Below are 17,971 nucleotides of genomic sequence, written 5' to 3'. Positions count from 1 at the left end.
CGCTCCCCCGCGGTCTTGTCGTGGAACTCCTTTTTGCCACTCTGTTCGGCGCACTGATCGGCCTCGGTGCGCGCTACACGGTGCCGCACCGGCACCTGCACGGCTCCGTACTGGTGCCGGCCCTTGGCGGGCTGATTGCCGCGGTCCTCTGGGTGGCGCTGACGTGGGCGGGCCTGCCGTGGGACGGCGGACTGATCTGGATCATCACGCTGGCCGTCACCGCTGTCGCCGTCGTGCTGATCGCCCTGCCCCTCGGCCGATTTCGAGCGCGCCGCGACGAGGCCGCATTGCAGGCCATGCTGTCGGGCCGCGTCGCGCCCTGACCACGCACGAAGGCGCGGGAGTTCCACGACTCCCCGAAGATTCACTCCGCGAGGCCGCCCTCACGCCGTGAGACCGAGAGCGTCCATCCGCCGAGTGTGCGAAGCGATGAGTTCGGTGAAGACTGGCTCGATGCGCGACTCGTCGGAGTCGTGGTTGCCCGAGCCGGACAGTGCTGAGCGAGCCACGAGAAGGGTGTCGCCGACCAACCGACGGCCCCACACCGCCAGGCGAGAGCCCAAGCGCTCGTCGGCGGCGATCTCGCGGCGGAGGATGGCGATCACTCCGTCGGCCCCGGTGTCGGCGCCGAGTGTGTGGGCGATCCGCGGTCCGACATCGCTCGGCAGGCCGCCGGAGAGGCGGATGAAGAAGTCATCGAGCAGGCCGGCCGTGATGTGAGCCGAGAGCAGCGTCTCGTGCAGGTTAGCGCCACGCGTCAGGCGCTCAAAGGTGTCGATCGCCGGCCGAAACGGCGCCATCGCCTCGCCCGGCTCGACGTCACGTCGACGCAGCTCGGCAACCACGGCGTGATGCTTCGCGAGAGCGGTTCCTGCGGCGGAGGAAATCGACTCCTTGTCAGCGAGATCGTCGCTCTCGGCGACGGCGCGAGCCAGCACCTCAAAGACGGCGAGCTGAAGGTACGCCACCTGGCCGAGATAGGGCAGGACCTCCGGCGTGAGGTCGGCCAGATCGACGCGGTCGCGCTTCCTGACTGCTTCGCCACGCGGTGTCAGACGGGGGACGTCGAGGAGCGGACGTCGACGTCGAAACCAGGCAGCCATCCCCTCAGCATAGAGCGCAGGTGCGCGCCGGTCCGGGGCGCTGTGGCTGCCGCCTCCGGGGCCCTGGGGGTCGAAAGCAGTAGACTCGCCGGGATGTCACCGGCGCTGGATCGGTGACGCTGCGCCCGGAGTCGTACAGGGGCGTAGACCGTTCGACACGACAGGCGCTTCACTCCGTGACTTTCTCCGATCTGAATATTGACGATGACATCGTCGCCGCACTCGCCGCCAAGGGCATCCTCGAGCCGTTTCCCATTCAGGAGCAGACGATCCCCCTGGCCCTGCAGAAGCAGGACATCATCGGCCAGGCCAAGACGGGCACCGGCAAGACGTTCGGCTTCGGCCTCCCCCTTATCCAGGCCCTCGGTACCGATCCCGCCCCCGGCGTCAAGGCGCTCATCGTCGTGCCGACGCGGGAACTCGCGGTACAGGTGACCGAGGACATCGAACTCGCCGCCTCGAACCGGCCGACCAAGATCGTCTCGATCTACGGCGGTAAGGCCTACGAGGGCCAGATCGAGCAGCTCAAGGCGGGTGCGCAGATCGTCGTCGGCACGCCCGGGCGCCTGCTCGATCTCGCCGGGCAACGACTGCTCTCCCTCACAGACGTGAAGGTGATGGTTCTCGACGAGGCCGACAAGATGCTCGACCTCGGCTTCCTCTCGGATATCGAGAAGCTGTTCGCGCAGACTTCCGCTACCCGCCACACGATGCTCTTCTCGGCGACAATGCCGGGTGCGATCGTCGCCCTTGCGCGGCGCTTTATGAACAAGCCAATCCACATTCGCGCAACGGACCCCGACGAGGGCATTACGCAAGCCAATATCAAGCACATTGTTTATCGGGCGCACTCGCTCGATAAGGACGAGGTGATCGCACGCATCCTTCAGGCCGAGGGTCGCGGCAAGACCGTAATCTTCACGCGCACGAAGCGCGCTGCCGCCCGCATCGTCGAGGAGCTGAACGACCGTGGCTTCAACGCTGCCGCCGTGCACGGCGACCTCAACCAGGAGCAGCGCGAGCGCGCGATGGCCGCATTCAAAGCCGGCAAGAAAGACATCCTCATCGCGACCGATGTCGCCGCGCGTGGCATCGACGTCAACGACGTCACCCACGTCATCAATCACACGATCCCGGATGACGACCAGACCTACCTGCACCGTGTCGGCCGCACCGGCCGCGCGGGCAAGACCGGCATCGCGGTGACCTTCGTCGACTGGGAGGACCTACACAAGTGGGCCCTGATCAACCGGGCGCTCGAGTTCGGCCAGCCCGATCCGGTCGAGACCTACTCCTCGTCGCCGCACCTCTACACCGATCTCGACATCCCTGCGGGCACGAGAGGTCGGCTGAAGCCAACCCCGATTCCCGCCGAGGCGAAAGCCGATGCACGCCCGGAGCGCAGCGACCGCCAGCCGCGCCGCCGCACCCGTGGCGACTCCGCCGAACCCGCCGCCGTGCAAACCGGCCCCGCACCCTCGAGCGAGAGCAAGGAGCACCACGACGGCAACAGCGAGCCGCGCCGCCGCACGCGCTCCCGCCGCCGCTCCCCGCGCCCCGACACCCACCTCTGACCCCCTCCGGCCCCTCTTCTCCTCCTTCCCCGCGAAATGTCGCGAGATCGGCCGAAACGGTCGAGAGAGCCGTCCCTGGCGGCATATTTCGTCCGTTGCGACCAATCTCGCGAACGTCGACCGCTCACGACCGGCGAGATCGCGGGAAACGGACGAGATCGGGCGCCACGGACAGCGATGTCGTCCGTTCGAGGGGATCTCGCGACATTTCGCGCGCGAGGAGGAGAGGCGGCGCGGGTGCGGCGTCAGCGGGCGGAGGCGCGGATCGCGTCGATCGTCGCGCGGGGCGTCGTGTTCTCGCCCAGGCGGTTGGGCTTGCCCGTGCCGTGGTAGTCGCTCGATCCGGTGGTGACAAGGGAGTACCGGGTCGCTAACTCGCGCAGGCGCCGCTTACCGTCGGCCGTGTTCTCGCGGTGCTCGACTTCGAGGCCGAAGAGCCCAGCGTCGACGAGCTGCGGCAGGATCGACTCGACCGCGATCCCTCTCGTACTCGCGGCGGGATGCGCGATCACAGGTACTCCGCCGGCTAGGCGGATGAGCCGCACGGCGTCGACCGGGTCGGGTGCGTAGTGCGGACGATAGTAGCCGCCACGCCAATCGAGAATCCCCGCGAAGGCCGCCGATCGGTCCGTCGCGAGCCCGCGGGCGACCAGAGCGTCGGCAATGTGGGGGCGGCCGATGGTCGTACCCGGAATCGTCTGGTCGAGCACGTCATCCCAGGTGAGGTCGTAGTCGGCTGCGATCGCAGTCACGATCGCCTCCGCTCGGTGCGTGCGGGCCAAGCGGATGCGCGCGGTCTCCGCGACGAGGTCTGCATTGGCTGGATCGACCAAGTACGCGAGCACGTGCACACTGGCCCAGCCGACGCGCGAGGAGAACTCCATGCCGGGTAGCAAGTCGATCCCGACGCTCTCGGCGGCGTCGAGCGCCTCTGTCCAGCCGCCCGTCGTGTCGTGGTCGGTTAGGGCCACTCCTGCCAGTCCCGCTGCGGCGGCGGCACGGACGACGTCTGCGGGAGTCTCAGTCCCGTCGGAGACGACGGAGTGGGTGTGGAGGTCGTACGCGCCTCCATCGATATGCATGCACTCCATCGTAGACGGGCCGTCCGCATGCCCTAGCCTGATCGGGGATGGCGACGAGACTGGTGAAGTTCGCGGTGGCGCTCGCGGTAGCGATCATGCTGCTGGTGCTCGTCGTGCCGGGGTTCTTCGGCGTCGCCCGAGAGGCACCGTTCGCGCAGATCGTGCCGTTCCGGCTGGCGACCGGCCTCGCCGCCGTGGCCGCCGCCGCCGTCCTGGTCGTGCTCGCGGTGTTGGTCGCTCCGATCCGCCGTCTGTCACTCGCGCTCGCCGCCCTCGGGGTCGCCTTCGCGCTGGTCCTCGCGGGCGTGCAGGGCCTGCGCGGCTACGGCTCCGCTCCCCCGCGCGCCCACCGGCTCGCCGATGTCCGCGTCGCGAGCTGGAATATCCTGCACGATGGCGTGCCGACCGAGACGATCGTGGAGCTCGCACAGGAGAACGCCGTCGACGCCGTGGCCCTGCTCGAAGTCTCGCGCTCGCGTGCCCAGGAGGTCGCGGATGCTCTCTCGGTCGCGGGTGCGCCGATGACGCTCCACTACGCCGGAGCGGGCGGGACCGACGGCTCCGCTCTGCTGCTCTCACCGGGCCTCGGCGGGTACAGCATCGACTCAGGCACCGTCATCACGGGCGAGACTCCCTCGCTCATCGCCCGGCCGGACACCCCCGAGCGGCCGGTGCTGGCCGCCGTTCACACGATGGCTCCCATCCCCGGGGGCATGGCCCAATGGCGGAGCGACCTCGCCGGTCTGGCTCGGCTGTGTACCGCGGAGGAGGACGTCATCGTGGTCGGTGACCTCAACTCCACCGCCGAGCACTGGGCCGATCTTCCCGGCACTGCGGCGCTGGGAGGATGCGAAGACGCCGGCGCGCGTGCAGGAGGTGGCGCCCTCGGCACCTGGCCGGCCTCGATCCCACCTGCCCTCGGCGCTCCCATCGACTACGTTCTCTTCTCCGGTCGCTGGGAAGTCTCGGGCTATCTCGTGGTCACGGACCGTGACGAGGCGGGGAGCGATCACCGGCCCCTCGTCGTCCAGCTCTCGGTCCGCGGCCTGGTGAAAGACTCTTCCTAAGACTGCTCCACAGGCTCCTCCACAGGCCGTGACCGTTGCCGATCTTTCCCCCTCGACCCCTCGCAGCCTCCGCCCGTCGACCGGAGGAGGACAATAGGCGGCATGACCAACACGGAGGAGCGGACCGCCGCTCAGACGCCCGACCCCGCTGCACCCCCGCACCCCCGCGCCACTGCGAACCGCTCCACGACCCCCGCCTCCGACCGCTTCCGCACCTTCATCGCCTCCGGCTGGGCCGAGCACGAGGAGCCGTTGCCCGGCCCCCGCGAGCAGGCGTCGTTCGCCGCCGCGCGCCGTGAACGCCTCTCGGCTCTGCACACCGGCGTCCGCCTCATCGTTCCCGCCGGCCGGCTGAAGCAGCGCGCGAACGACACCGACTATCCCTTCCGCGCGCACTCGGCGTTCACCTGGCTCACGGGCTGGGGCTCCGACTCCGAGCCCGGCGCGGTCCTGGTGCTCGAGCCGGCCGAGTCGGGGCACCGCACGACGCTCTACTTCCGCGAGCGGGCCGGTCGCACCTCCGATGAGTTCTACGCCAACTCAGAAATCGGCGAATTCTGGATCGGCCCGCGCCCGTCACTCGCGCAGGTCGCGAGCGACCTCGGACTCGAGACGCGCGGCATCGACGAACTCGACGCCGTCCTCGACTCGGGCGACGGCGTTCCCGTCGCCCTGCTACGCGAGGCCGATCCGCTGGTCGCCGAACGACTCTCGGCGGGTAACGCCGACGAACTGGCCGATCGCGACGGCGCGCTTGAGCGGGACATCGCCGAGTTGCGCCTCGTGAAAGACGCCTACGAGATCGCCGAACTGCGCGCCGCGGTCGAGGCGACCGGCCGGGGCTTCGAGGATGTACTGGCAGATCTGCCGCGCATCATTGCGCACGAGCGCGGCGAGCGTCTGATCGAAGGCGTCTTCTCCGGTCGAGCCCGCGCCGATGGCAACGCGGTCGGCTATGACACCATCGCGGCGGCAGGCCCGCACGCCTGCATCCTGCACTGGACCCGCAACGACGGGCCCGTGCGTCCCGGCGAGCTGGTGTTGCTCGACGCCGGCGTCGAGCAAGAGAGCTACTACACCGCCGACATCACCCGCACCTTCCCGGTCACAGGCCACTACTCCGAGGCGCAGCGGCGAGTGCACGAGACGGTCCTGGAAGCGGCCGATGCGGCCTTCGCGATCGTCCGGCCCGGAATCCGCTTCCGTGAGGTTCATGCCGCGGCAATGGCCGTGATCGCCCAGCGCACCGCCGAGTGGGGCCTGCTGCCGGTCAGTGCCGAGGAGGCGCTCGAGGCCGACAACCAGCAGCACCGCCGGTACATGGTCCATGGCACCAGCCACCACCTCGGACTCGATGTGCACGACTGCGCCAAGGCGCGGCGCGAGATGTACCTCGACGGAGTGGTCGAGGAGGGCATGGTCTTCACGATCGAGCCCGGGCTCTACTTCCAGCCCGATGACCTCACCGTCCCGGAGGACCTGCGCGGCATCGGCGTGCGGATCGAGGACGACGTGCTCGTCACTGCCAACGGCGCTGAGAACCTCTCGGCGAGCATCCCCCGCACGGCCGACGACATTGAGGCCTGGATGGCGCGGCTGGCTCGCTGAGTCGTCTCGGCGGGTCGAGAGCGATCGTGGAGCCTTGATAAGCACAACTACGGCTCCCGCGGCAGTACATGGATGATGCGACCTGGATGAGACGCGAAGGTCCGGCAGGACGTCGCCACCTTCTCCGGCTTCACAGACGTGCACCCGCTGAAAGCTCACGAGGACACCCAGGACTGAGGCCAGGGCTCATGCCGCGAGCGCGACGTCCGTTGCGTCGAGAAGCCCCCCGAGAAGAGTCGCGAGCTGACCCGGCGGCGACTGGGGATCCTCCGGGTGCCACTGAACCCCGAGGAGGGGTGCGCGGCCGTGCTCGACCGCCTCGACGACTCCGTCGTCGGCGCGGGCAACGACGCGAAGACCCGGCGCGAGCACATCGACGGCCTGGTGGTGGGCGCTCTGCACGGCCAGCCGTCCTGCCCCCAAGAGCCCGCCGAGCGTGGAGTCGGCCTCGAGCTCGACCTCGTGCCGGTGCATACGCTCGTGCGCGGCGCCCGCCGCGTTCACGTGCGCCGCCTCGGGGCCGAGATCTTGCACCAGCGTTCCGCCGAGCGCGACGTTGACGATCTGTAGTCCGCGGCAGATGCCCAGGAGCGGAGTACGCCGCACCAGCGCGCGGTGCACGAGCGCGATCTGCGCGGCGTCGGCCCGCTCCGCATGCGGCCCCTCTCCGGGGTATCCGCGCCGGGCGCCGTAGTTCTCCGGGGCGATGTCCTCGCCGCCCGCCAGCACCAGCGCGTCGGTGCCCGCCGTCCGAGCGAGCAGTTCTGCGCTGCCAAGTTCCTCCGCTGCATAACGCTGGACCTCCCAGCCGTGCTCGCGGGCGAAGGTCAGGATCCGACCGTTCAGGATCTGCACATAGGCGTGGTAGTCCTCGCGACCGGGTCGCGCGCGGACAACCTCGACGATGGCGAGTGAGCGGGTCATGGCACCATCCTGCGCACGGATGTGCCGATGGGCGACTCCGCATGTCACGCGGTGTCACACTCGGGCCGTACGATCGCGGAATGAGCGCGCTACCCCCGTCCTTCTCGGAGCGCCTGAACCGAGCGCGCGCCGACATCTCCGCGCTTGCCTCGACCACGCCGGAGCGTCACGTCCGCCCCCTCCGCGAGGCGATTGAGCTGGCAGCGGGCGGACGAGAGGACGCGGACTCGTTGCTGGACGCGGTCGAAGCCTTCGTCGCGCTCCTCACCCGCGCCCAGACGCAGCTCAGCGGAGTCGAGCGCTCTATTCGCGAGGACCTGGAGCGGGCAGTGACCCTCTCGGCCCTGCGCACCTCCGCGCAACTCGCCTCTGCCGCCGACGTCGCCACCGCCTGCTCGGCCGCGCGCTCTCTCCTCCTTGATGCGGACGAGGCCCGCTCGGCCGGCGCCCGCCACGACCCGGCGGCTCTGCTCGTCCTCCTCCTCGAGGCCGATGCCGCGCTGGACCGGGTGGTGGCCGGCTACCGCGAGCCGCGCGCGCAGGCCGCGCGCCAGCTGCTCCTCCTCGAAGCGGCGCGCACCGCGGCCCACCTCGGCGCGGGGGCTGTGGAGCTCCTGACGGCCGTGCACGGCGAGCGCGTCACACCAGCGCCGCGGATTCTGGCCGAGGAGACCATCGCGCAGCTCGAGAGTGCGGCGCACCGAGCCGCGACCCAGCCCGCGGTCGCTCTCGACCAGGCCCGCGCAGCCGCGGATCGCGCGCAATCGGCCCTCGACGAGGCCCTCGTCGACCTCGACGGCCCCACGGCGCCACCAGCTCCCGCGACCCTGCCGAGCAGTGCGCCCGGCGCCTGAGCCAGGAGGCGCCGCGGCGCGCATGCCATAGTGACACGCATGGCCTCCTTCCTCGTCGTCCCCCAGTGGCAGGGCTCGGCATCGACCCGTGCGATGCGCCTCGTCGACGGGGCCGAAGCAATCCGGGGCGATCTGCCGTCCTCCGCCACCACCACCGTCGAGGTGCCCGCCGAGGCCGGTGATACTCAAGACACCGGAGTCCGCCGCTACGCCTCCGTCGCCGCGACCGCTGAGCGGATGCGCGACGCTCTCGCCGGACGCTCTGAACCCGTGATCACGATCGGAGGTGACTGCGGCGTCGAATTCGCGGGGATCGGCCACGCGGTCCGTCATATGCCGGGTCCCGTGGCGCTTGTCTGGCTCGACGCCCACCCCGATGCGCACACGCCCGAGTCGTCGGTGAGCGGCGCCTTTTGCGGGATGGTCCTCGCGGCGGTGCTCGGACAGGGCGTTGGCCTTCTCACTCCCTCCGCTGACGAGCGGGTCGCGGCCGAGCAGGTGGTGCTTGCGGGCGTCCGTGCCGCCGACGTCGGCGAACTCGAGCCGCTACTCGAGCGAGGCGCGACCGCTCTCGACACCGACGCCGTCGATCCGGAGTCTCTTGTCGCCGCGGTCGAGGCCACCGGCGCGGCCTCGGTCTACGTGCACATCGACCTCGACGTGCTCGATCCGGCAGATTTCGCTGGCCTGTTCGATCCGGTACCGTTCGGCGTCCCCGCCGCTCGCCTCGTCGCGAGCCTCGACGCGTTGCGAGCACATTTCCCGCTCGCTGGCGCCGGAGTCACCTCGTTCGCCCCGTCCTCTCCCGACGCGGCGGAGGACGATCTGCCGACCATCCTGCGGATCCTCGGCGCCCTGTCTCGCGGAGTCTGACCGAGGAGCCGAGACAATTCTCCGCCCGCTGCGCAAGCCCCGGCGGGTGTCGGTGGCACCCGGCAAGATAGTCGAAGGCGACCGGACGGAGGAACGATGAGCGACGAGCGACCACGCGTGCGGATCGAACGGCGGGGTCCCGTGCTGGCGATCGTGCTCGATCGTCCCGAGAAGCGCAACGCCGCCGACATCCGCCTTCTCTCCGAACTCGCCGCCGCCTACGGCGAACTCGACCGCGATCCCGATCTGCGTGTGGGAGTCGTCCTGGCCGAGGGCGAGCACTTCACCGCCGGTCTCGACCTCGCCGACATCGGCCCGCGTCTCGGCACCGGCGGTCTCGACTTCGTCCCCGAGTGTGGCCTCGATCCGTGGGGCGTGTACACCCGCCCCGTCGCGAAACCTGTTGTCATCGGCCTGCAGGGCACCTGCCTTACCCTCGGCATCGAGCTGGCGCTTGCGAGCGACGTGGTCGTCGCCGAGGAGTCGACCACATTCGGGCAAATCGAGGTGACACGCGGCATTCTGCCATTCGGCGGCGCGACGCTCCGCTTCCCGCGGGCAGTCGGCTGGGGCAACGCGATGCGCTGGATCCTCACGGGAGAGCTCTTCGACGCCGCCGAGGCGCACCGCATCGGCCTCGTCCAAGAGGTGGTCCCGGACGGTACCGTCGCCGACGTCGCCCATGCGCTCGCTGCGCGCATCGCCGCCCAGGCTCCGCTCGCGGTCCAAGCGGCGCTTGCGAACGCCCGGCTCGCGGTCGTCGCCTCCGACGCCGAGGCCGCCGCCGCTCTCCCCACCGAGCTCGCCCGCCTGGTCGGATCAGACGATGCCCGGATCGGCGCCGAGGCGTTCCTCAGCCGGACGACCGCAGAATTCACCGGCCGATGAGTAACGAGAGCGCCGCAACAGGCGTGCGGGATGTGACAGCCCTTGAGGCGCAACTGGCCCGAGCCGCGCAGCAGCTCGAGATCCGGCTGCGCTATGGCGATCAAGTTTGGGAGCTACGCGAGGTCGACCACTTCGCTGTCTTCTCTCGGCGCAGCGTCGCCCGTCGCGCGGGGCGCATCCTCGTCGCCTCCGGCTACCAGATCGCGATTTCCCGTCTCCGCCTGCGTTGGGTACTCGTCGCCAGCCACTACGCGGCGGTCGACGAGGAGTCGACCAGCGCGTTCCTGCGGCAGGTCGTCAGCGCCGTCGAGAGCGAGGGCGGCCGGTACGACAGCTGGCGCGCAGAGATCGTCCCGGCGCACTGATGTGCACGGTACCGAGCGGCATCCGTCCGCTCCCCGCAGCCACGGGGCGCAGCGCCCCCGAGTCCCCCCAGGAGAGATCATGACCAGCAGCCCGACCGCCGACGAGTTCGACCTGATCGTCATCGGAGCCGGACCTGTCGGTGAGAACATCGCCGACCGCGCTGTCCAGGGCGGCCTGAGCGCCGCGATCATCGAGAGCGAACTCGTCGGCGGCGAATGCTCCTACTGGGCCTGTATGCCGTCAAAAGCCCTGCTCCGGGCACCGATGGCGCTGCGGGCGGCGCGCGACCTACCCGGCGCTGCGCAGGCAATCACCGGGGGCGTCGACGTCGCCGCGCTGCTCGAGCACCGCGACTTGGTCACCAGCCACTTCGACGACCACGGCCAGGTGCAGTGGCTTGAGGGCGCCGGGATCGAACTCGTCCGCGGCCACGGACGCCTGAGCGGCGAGCGTGAGGTGACCGTGACCGGCACCGAGGGCGATGTCCGCGTCCTCCGCGCCCGTTTCGCTGTGGCGGTCGCGACCGGCACCACCGCCGTCGTCCCAGACGTCCCCGGTCTGCGCGAGGCCGCGCCGTGGACCAGCCGCGAAGCGACCTCGGCGGAGGAAGTGCCGCCGCGCCTCGTGATCATCGGCGGCGGAGTTGTCGCCTGCGAGATGGCGACGGCCTACGCGGGCCTCGGCTCCTCCGTCACGCTGATCGCCCGGAGCGGACTCCTCTCGCCGTTCGAACCGTTCGCCGGCGAGCTGGTTGGCTCGGCGCTGCGCGACCTCGGCGTCGACGTCCGCCTCGGCGACTCCCCCGTCCGGGTCGAGCGCCGCTCCGGCACCGTCGCCGTCACTCTCGACGGCGGAGACGTGATCGAGGCAGACGAGATCCTCGCCGCCACCGGCCGCGCGCCGCACACCCGTGACGTCGGCCTCGACACGGTCGGTCTGGAGCCCGGCTCCGCCCTCTCCGTTGATGAGACTCTGCTCGTGCTCGGCGCCGACGGCGCGCCCCTCGGCGGCGACCACCCGTGGCTCTACGGGGTCGGCGACGTCAATCACCGCGCACTGCTTACCCACCAGGGCAAGTACCAGGCCCGCGCAGCAGGAGACGTGATCGTTGCGCGCGCCACCGGCGCCCAGGTGCACGACGCGCCGTGGGGCGCCCACGTCGCGACCGCCGACCACGAGGCCGTCCCGCAGGTCGTCTTCACCGACCCCGAAGTCGCTTCCGTGGGCCTCACCGCTGCGGCCGCCGAGAAGGCCGGCTACCGAATCCGCGTCGTCGATTACGAGATCGGCTCTGTCGCCGGAGCCTCCCTCGCGGCGGTGGGCTACACCGGAACCGCGCGAATGGTCGTGGATGAGGAACGGAAGGTCGTCCTCGGTGTGACTTTCGTCGGCAAGGAAGTCGGCGAGCTGATCCATTCGGCAACCGTCGCCGTCGTCGGCGAGGTGCCGCTTTCACGACTCTGGCACGCTGTCCCCTCCTACCCGACCATCAGCGAGATCTGGCTGCGTCTGCTCGAGACCTACGGGCGCGAGAGCGCGTGAGCGCCCTCCGCCGCGCCGCCTCGAATGTGGCGCTCCATCCGGTGATCACTCGGCCCGGCTATCTCTTCGCCTGCGCGGTCGGAGTCGTGTGGGGCGCCCTCTGGAGCACCGGAACCATGAGGCGCAGCCACGGGCTCGTCGTCTTTACCGGGCTCCCCGTCTGGGCGTTTAGCCGCGGCGGCTCCTGCGTCGGGACAAGCTACCTGACGGGCACAAACGTGTCAGAACGAGTCCTTGAGCACGAGGCCGTGCACAAACGGCAGTGGCGGCGCTACGGAATGTGGTTCCCGTTCGTTTACACCGCGGCGGGTCGCGATCCGCTCCGCAATCGATTCGAGATCGAGGCAGGCCTCGAGAAAGGTGGGTATCTCCGTGGTCACTGACATGACAGGACGCGTGGTCGTCATCACCGGAGCCAGTTCCGGCATCGGCCGAGTTGCGGCCGGCGCGCTGGCCGCGGCGGGCGCCAGCGTCGCGGTGGTCGGGCGCAACCCCGAGCGGACGCGGGCCGTCGCGGCCGACGTCGGCGGAAAGGCGTTCCTTGCCGACTTCGACCGGCTCGACGACGTCCGCGCGCTCGCTGCCGGTCTCCTCGAGCGCTACGAGCGGATCGACGTGCTCGCCAACAACGCGGGCGGCCTGGTCTCGACCCGTGCCGCCACAGTCGACGGCTACGAGCGGACAATCCAGAGCAACCACCTCGCGCCGTTCCTTCTCACCCGCCTCCTGCTCCCCCGGATGATCGAGACTTCGCGGGAGCGGGCCGGGGTGCGTGTGGTGTCGACCGCGAGCGTCGCGAACCGCTTGGGCCGTCTCCGTCTCGACGATCTCGACAGCCGTCGCGGCCCGTGGCTCGGCGGTTGGCGCGCGTACGGTACGTCCAAGCTCGTGACGATCCTGTTCATTCGGGAGTTGGCCGAGCGGCTGCTGACGACCGCGGTCGACGCGTACTCGTTTCACCCGGGTGTCGTCTCGACCAACTTCGGATCGGACAGCGTTCTGATGAAGGCGATGACGTCCCTGTCGATCGGCTCCTTCGGAATCTCCGCCGAGGCGGGCGCCGTGCCGCTCATCACCCTCGCCTCCGAGCCCGACGTTGGCGCCGCGAGCGGCACGTACTTCGACCAGCTCACGCCGCACGGCTCCCTCAACCCGCAGGCGCGAGACCGCACCCTCGCCCACGACCTCTGGGACCTCTCCAGTCGACTCGTCGGCGTCTCCCCCGTCCTCGTCTGACCTCGCGTGCGACCCTCGGACACGCGTGAGAGTTCGAGCGGAGCGAGAGGTGTCCACGTCGGCGTCTTGATCGGTCTATGAATGCGCCCGGTACGCGTCTGCATCCTCCGGCGGAGGACGGTCGTTATCGTGACCGTATGGGTGCAGGCGTGAAGGGCTCGCTCGGCTCGGGACGCCCCTCGACTCGTCTCCCCATCCGATTTCTGACGGCGACGATCCTCGTGCTCGCGACGGCCCTCACCGCGATTGCCTCGGGGGTCCCGTCCTATTGGAACGACGAGGCCGCGACCCTCCGGCTGGCGCGGCTGCCGCTCGACGAGTTGCTCGCTTTCGTCCAGCACAAGGATGCCGTGCACGCCATCTACGGGGTGTCCATGCACGGCTGGATCCTCCTCGCCGGGGAATCAGAGGCGGCAACACGGGCCCCTTCGGCCCTCGCAATCGGCGCGGCGGCCGCAGGCCTGTTCGTGCTCCTCCGCGAGCTTGATCGACCGCGAGCGGCGGTCTCTGCGGTGGTCGTCTTCGTGCTGTTGCCGCGTTCGACCTTCAACGGCGTGGAGGCTCGGTCCTCGGCGCTCGTGACCGCACTCGTCGTCTGGGCCGCGGTCCTGGCGGTGCGGGCGGCTCAGGAGGGGCGATGGTGGCGCTGGCTCGCACTCGCCATTGTCGCCGGGGCGGCGGTCGCGGTCTTCCTCTACGCGGCCCTGGTCCTACCGGCGCTGGTCGTACTCGCGGTGAGTGCTCATCGCGGTGCGCGAACGGCTATTCGGGCGGTGCTTGCCGTCATCACGGCGGGCCTGCTCGCGTCTCCGATCGCACTGACGGCGGCGGGGCAGGGCTCGCAGGTGGGGTGGCTGCAAACCCAGCCAGTGAACGCCTGGACGGTGATGGTCGAGCCGTTCTTCGGGTCGAGTTGGTGGCTGGCCGCGCTCGTCATCGTGCTACTCGCTGTAGGCGGAGCCGGTGCCTTCCGCGGCGCCCGCCTGCTCGTGCTCGCTGCCGCGGCCTGGATCCTCGTGCCTCTCGTGACACTGCTCACGACGACCGCTCTCGTGACACCCGCCTTCACACCGCGCTACCTGAGCATGAGTTCGCCTGCGGTGGCAATCCTCGTCGCCCTCGTTCTCGCCTCGTGGTCGCGACGCATGTCCGTCCTGGTTCTCGTGGCTCTCGTGCTCGCCGCCCTGCCGGCCTTCGTCGGGTCGCGTCTACCACTGGGCAAGCCTGGAGGCCAGGACATCCGTGGCGTCGCGCACGTGCTCAGCGAAAAGGCGCAACCTGGCGACGCACTACTACTCGGGGACAAGGGCACCGTCTCGCTGCGCCCCCGGATAGCACTCGCGGCCTACCCCAAGGCATTCGCACCGCTCGAAGACATCGCCCTCGCTGAGCCCTACTCCACGTCAGGGAGCTACTCCGACCGGCTGCTCGACGAGAATGCGGTGCTCAGCCGGCTACAGCACGAGCAGCGCGTGTGGATCGTGACGCCGACCGGTGCCGAGCCCTCGCCGGACGACGCGCAGATCACCCAGGCAGGCTTCACGCGGGTCAGCGCGCAGTCGATCCCCACGATGACGATCGCGCTCTGGGCGCGACAGTGAGACCTCTCTGGGTCGAACAGCTGTCCGCAACGCAGCCATACGGTCACGAACGTGTCCCGTATGAGGACGCCCAGACGGAACACCCGCGGCGGGTGTCCCACCGGCCAGTTCGTGCGCTGTATTCAGCACGAGGCGTTGGTAGGGGTTCTGCATGAGTGGATGCACAGCACCGCGTCAGGGGCGCCGAACCGCGACTATCCCCGTGCGCCTCGACTTCCGCCTCTCGCGCCGACGACGACCTGTCGCTCAACCACCCCCACGTCCGGGTGCGCGGCTTCCTCGACGTCCCAGCGGACGCTATTGCCCTAGTTGGACTCGGAGCGGCCCGTGCGCCAGTACCCCATGAACGCCACCCGCCTGCGATCGAGCCCCAGCTCCGTAACGAGGCACCGGCGGATCAGCTTCACCGCGCCGGCTTCCCCGGCGATCCACGCGTAGAGACCGGGGTCACTGCTCTCCTCCGGGACCTCCCAGAGAATCCCGCTGTCGATGTCGACGTCGGAGACCTCGACGCCGCGGTGGTGCGCCGTGAGGAAGCGGGTCGCCCAGGAACGCACTGCGCCGCCGAGAGCAGCGCCCGGAGCTGCGACGGATTCGCGGACGATCCACGTCACACTCACACCGGCCGGATGACGCAGCGCAAGCCGGTCGAGTGCCGACGGCACTTCGAGGAACGCCGCTCCGGTCGCCTCGTCGCCCAGGCTCTCGAGGATCGCGGCGATGGCCGGGACAGCCGTCTCGTCCCCGGCGAGCAGGAGCGACGTCGCCGCTCCGGGATGGAATTCGACCCCGCCGCCCGGCAGCTCGGAGCGAATGTCGGGGGCGATGATGACGATCCGCTGGCCGGCACAGGCCGACTCGGCCCACGCGGAGGCAGGCCCGGCATCGCCGTGAGCCGCGAAATCGACGTCGACCTCGGCGAGCTCGGGACGGGTCGCGCGGATCGTGTAGGTGCGCAGCGGGTTGCGCAGCTCGTCAGGCAGGTCCCGCCAGCGGGTGTACCAGTCGGGTGCGAGCCCGTCGGGTCCGTCCTCGTCCGCGACGGAGGCCATGAACTCCTCGGCCCCCGAGGCCGCGGTCGGCACCACGAGCTTGATCCTTTGGTCGGGACCCGTACAGCCGACGCAGTCGAGATCGGCGCCGGTGAGAGTTACCCGGATGAAGTGGGGGGCGATCCTCGTCGCGCGGGCGACGGTCGCGAGGTAGGGCCGGTAGGGCGGGCGGGCGGGCGCAGTAGTTGTCGGAGGCATCGGTTCGTCTCGCTCGGAGGTCGGGTTTGGCGCGTTAGGTTCAGCGGGCTGCGTGTTCGGTAGAGACGCGAAGCCGTGCCTCGATGTCGGTCGCGAGTTCGTCGATGACCGGTCCGGCTCCGCCGATCCAGGCGCAGAAATCGTGCCGTGGGTCAGCCCACGGGTAGTCGCGGTCGACAACGGACATCTCGCCCGTCCAGGCGCGCACGGCGCGGTCGAGGACGGCTCCTCGGCAGCTTGCCCCACCGGTTCTGGCGCGGCCGAGCCAGGTGACGCACACGCGGCCCGGAGCCAGAAGCGGTGGCAGACCTCGCGCGTCGTCCACCTCAATGAACACCTGGCCGCGAGCACCCTCCGGCAGCGCGTCGAGGATGCTTTGGATCCACGGCACAACGGTCTCGTCGCCCGCGATCAGGTACTGCTTCACGTCGACCGGCGCGGAGCCGTCGCGGTCCTCGAACATGCACATCGCGTTCGAGTATAGGCAAGGCTTACCTCAGTGCCTAGGCTGCGACGCTGATCATCCACCGGGCACTCTCACCACTGAGGAGGATGCCGCCGCTGCCAGCGCGCCCGCCGCTCAAGCTGCGCGCCGATTGCGAGCAGTGTCGCTTCCCCACCGGGGCGGCCAATCAGCTGAACCCCCATCGGGAGTCCCTCCTCTGTCGTGCTCAGCGGGAGAGTGATCGCGGGGAGGCCGCTGACGTTCACGAACGAGGTGTAGGGCGTATAAAGCACCTGCTGTTCGAAGTTGCGCTCGGGATCATCGAGGTCGTACCAGCCGACCGGGCGCGGCGTCATCGTCAGTGACGGTGTGAGGATCGCGTCGAAGCCGGCGAAGGCGGCGATCACGGAGCGTTCGTAGCCCGAGAGCCACGCCGCCGCCTCGACGACCTCGCGGGCGGAGCGGCGGCGTCCCTCCTCGATCAGCCAGCGCGTCAGTGGCTCCAGCAAGTCAAGGTCCGCCCCTTCGACCGGGAGAGTCGCGGCGCCGCTCTGCCACAGCACGCGGAACGCTGCGGGATACGCGGCGCTCGGTGGCAGTGCCGCCTCGTCGAGCCCGTGGCCGAGCGCGCTCAGCGCCGCGATGCCCTCCTCCAGCGCTGCGCGAGCTTCAGGCCCCAGAACGATCTCGTACTCCTCGTCCCAGGGCGAGGTCGTCAGTACACCGATCTGAAACCGACCCTCCCCCCGCACCGCCGCGCCGAGGAACGAGCCGTCACCGTCACCGGGAGCACCGAGCGACCAGCGCTGCGGGAGGCGACCGTTCTTCCGCTCGAGCATCCCCTCCAGCAGCAGCCCGGCGTCCGCGACCGAACGGGTGATCGGACCGGCGACCGTGAGACCGCCGACACCGCCGATCCCCGAGAGCGCCGCCACGCGCCCGCGTGAGGGCTTCAGCCCGACCAGCCCGCAGGCCGCCGCAGGGATTCGGATCGAGCCCCCACCATCGGACGCGGGGGCGAAGGGCAGCAGGCCAGCCGCGACGGCGACCGCCGCGCCTCCGCTCGATCCGCCCGCACCGAGCCGGGTGTCCCACGGGGTCACCGCCGGCGGTCCGATGCGGGTCTCGGTGTACGAGGGCATACCGAACTCTGGAGCGGCGGTCTGACCGAGGCTGATGGTTCCCGCAGCGTCGAGCACCTCGACGATCTCGTCGGATGCGGTCGGCACGTGATGCTCGTGCAGTCGGGAGCCGAAGGTGGCACGCACTCCGGCGCGGCGCCAGAGATCCTTCTCGCCGCTCGGTATACCCCAGAGCGGCACGGTGCGCGGCAGGGCGTCGGCTAAGAGCGATGCGGCACGCTCCCGAGCCGCCTCCGGAGTCACCGTCGTGAAGGCGCCGAGTTCGCCGTTCCAGCGCTCGATTCGGGCGAGATAGTGCTCGGTAAGCTCGAGTGGAGTGATGTCACCGCGCTGCAGCCAGTCCCACTGCTCCTGGGCGCTGAGATGGTGGAGTTCGAACATGGGACGACCCTATTCCGCCACTCGTGGGAGTCGGC

The 17,971-nt window shown here is 69.9% G+C and carries 18 protein-coding genes; 12 read left to right on the top strand and 6 right to left on the bottom strand.

The genetic code is table 11. The annotated features are described in order from the left end of the window. The first annotated feature begins 20 nt into the window (after positions 1-20). Positions 21-323 (top strand): hypothetical protein, encoded by a 303-nt coding sequence (locus B0H03_RS07470; RefSeq protein ID WP_104263805.1) that lies wholly within the window; start codon positions 21-23, stop codon positions 321-323. Between the two features lie 60 nt (positions 324-383). Here the strand turns inward: B0H03_RS07470 and B0H03_RS07465 are convergent, their stop codons facing one another. Beyond that, the gene (locus B0H03_RS07465; protein ID WP_104263804.1) at positions 384-1,103 is read right to left on the bottom strand and encodes a ferritin-like fold-containing protein; all 720 of its coding nucleotides are present in this window, start codon (positions 1,101-1,103) and stop codon (positions 384-386) included. A 176-nt stretch (positions 1,104-1,279) separates the two neighbouring features. Between B0H03_RS07465 and B0H03_RS07460 the strand changes: the two genes are divergently transcribed. After that, positions 1,280-2,677: a DEAD/DEAH box helicase gene (locus tag B0H03_RS07460; RefSeq protein ID WP_104263803.1), complete on the top strand. Its 1,398-nt coding sequence runs from the start codon at positions 1,280-1,282 to the stop codon at positions 2,675-2,677. A gap of 245 nt (positions 2,678-2,922) precedes the next feature. On the opposite strand, the gene B0H03_RS07455 is transcribed toward B0H03_RS07460, so the two are convergent. Beyond that, entirely contained in the window at positions 2,923-3,759 is an 837-nt protein-coding gene (locus B0H03_RS07455; RefSeq protein ID WP_104263802.1) for a PHP domain-containing protein, read from the bottom strand. Between the two features lie 47 nt (positions 3,760-3,806). On the opposite strand from B0H03_RS07455, the gene B0H03_RS07450 reads away from it, so the two are divergent. Together B0H03_RS07450 and B0H03_RS07445 are read left to right on the top strand one after the other, a co-directional pair. Beyond that, the gene (locus tag B0H03_RS07450) at positions 3,807-4,826 is read left to right on the top strand and encodes an endonuclease/exonuclease/phosphatase family protein (protein WP_133248937.1); all 1,020 of its coding nucleotides are present in this window, start codon (positions 3,807-3,809) and stop codon (positions 4,824-4,826) included. 102 nt (positions 4,827-4,928) lie between these two features. Further along, positions 4,929-6,434, top strand: coding sequence for an aminopeptidase P family protein (locus B0H03_RS07445; RefSeq protein ID WP_104354068.1), 1,506 nt, complete (start codon positions 4,929-4,931; stop codon positions 6,432-6,434). 186 nt (positions 6,435-6,620) lie between these two features. On the opposite strand, the gene B0H03_RS07440 is transcribed toward B0H03_RS07445, so the two are convergent. Beyond that, entirely contained in the window at positions 6,621-7,358 is a 738-nt protein-coding gene (locus tag B0H03_RS07440) for a gamma-glutamyl-gamma-aminobutyrate hydrolase family protein (protein WP_104263799.1), read from the bottom strand. An 80-nt stretch (positions 7,359-7,438) separates the two neighbouring features. Here B0H03_RS07440 and B0H03_RS07435 point away from each other — a divergent pair, with 80 nt between their 5' ends. The 8 genes from B0H03_RS07435 to B0H03_RS07400 all read left to right on the top strand — a co-directional run bounded on the left by B0H03_RS07435 (position 7,439) and on the right by B0H03_RS07400 (position 14,718). After that, entirely contained in the window at positions 7,439-8,212 is a 774-nt protein-coding gene (locus B0H03_RS07435) for a hypothetical protein (protein ID WP_104263798.1), read from the top strand. Positions 8,213-8,251: 39 nt separating this feature from the next. Then, positions 8,252-9,085 carry an arginase family protein gene (locus tag B0H03_RS07430; RefSeq protein WP_104263797.1) on the top strand — a complete coding sequence of 278 codons (834 nt, stop codon included), beginning with the start codon at positions 8,252-8,254 and terminating at the stop codon, positions 9,083-9,085. Positions 9,086-9,181: 96 nt separating this feature from the next. Beyond that, the gene (locus tag B0H03_RS07425) at positions 9,182-9,973 is read left to right on the top strand and encodes a crotonase/enoyl-CoA hydratase family protein (protein ID WP_104263796.1); all 792 of its coding nucleotides are present in this window, start codon (positions 9,182-9,184) and stop codon (positions 9,971-9,973) included. Continuing rightward, positions 9,970-10,338, top strand: coding sequence for a ribonuclease E inhibitor RraB (locus B0H03_RS07420; RefSeq protein ID WP_109714859.1), 369 nt, complete (start codon positions 9,970-9,972; stop codon positions 10,336-10,338). The genes B0H03_RS07425 and B0H03_RS07420 overlap by 4 nt, the downstream gene beginning before the upstream one ends. A gap of 79 nt (positions 10,339-10,417) precedes the next feature. Next, positions 10,418-11,881 (top strand): dihydrolipoyl dehydrogenase family protein, encoded by a 1,464-nt coding sequence (locus B0H03_RS07415; protein ID WP_104263794.1) that lies wholly within the window; start codon positions 10,418-10,420, stop codon positions 11,879-11,881. Next, entirely contained in the window at positions 11,878-12,264 is a 387-nt protein-coding gene (locus B0H03_RS07410; protein WP_104263793.1) for a Fe-S oxidoreductase, read from the top strand. Before B0H03_RS07415 ends, B0H03_RS07410 begins: the two co-directional genes overlap by 4 nt. Beyond that, the gene (locus B0H03_RS07405) at positions 12,254-13,117 is read left to right on the top strand and encodes an SDR family NAD(P)-dependent oxidoreductase (RefSeq protein WP_241560364.1); all 864 of its coding nucleotides are present in this window, start codon (positions 12,254-12,256) and stop codon (positions 13,115-13,117) included. The genes B0H03_RS07410 and B0H03_RS07405 overlap by 11 nt, the downstream gene beginning before the upstream one ends. 137 nt (positions 13,118-13,254) lie before the next feature. Then, complete coding sequence (locus B0H03_RS07400) at positions 13,255-14,718, top strand: glycosyltransferase family 39 protein (protein WP_160487257.1); 1,464 nt, start codon at positions 13,255-13,257, stop codon at positions 14,716-14,718. Between the two features lie 305 nt (positions 14,719-15,023). Here B0H03_RS07400 and B0H03_RS07395 read toward each other — a convergent pair whose 3' ends face one another. The 3 genes from B0H03_RS07395 to B0H03_RS07385 form a co-directional block, all read right to left on the bottom strand. Then, entirely contained in the window at positions 15,024-15,968 is a 945-nt protein-coding gene (locus tag B0H03_RS07395; protein WP_109714858.1) for a siderophore-interacting protein, read from the bottom strand. A 40-nt stretch (positions 15,969-16,008) separates the two neighbouring features. Beyond that, positions 16,009-16,437 carry an SIP domain-containing protein gene (locus tag B0H03_RS07390; RefSeq protein ID WP_104263785.1) on the bottom strand — a complete coding sequence of 143 codons (429 nt, stop codon included), beginning with the start codon at positions 16,435-16,437 and terminating at the stop codon, positions 16,009-16,011. Positions 16,438-16,505: 68 nt separating this feature from the next. After that, positions 16,506-17,936 carry an amidase gene (locus B0H03_RS07385; protein WP_104263784.1) on the bottom strand — a complete coding sequence of 477 codons (1,431 nt, stop codon included), beginning with the start codon at positions 17,934-17,936 and terminating at the stop codon, positions 16,506-16,508. Positions 17,937-17,971 lie beyond the last annotated feature (35 nt).

Source organism: Rathayibacter iranicus NCPPB 2253 = VKM Ac-1602 (assembly GCF_003149025.1).
GTDB lineage: Bacteria > Actinomycetota > Actinomycetes > Actinomycetales > Microbacteriaceae > Rathayibacter > Rathayibacter iranicus.
This window is presented reverse-complemented; position numbering and strand designations above follow the sequence as displayed.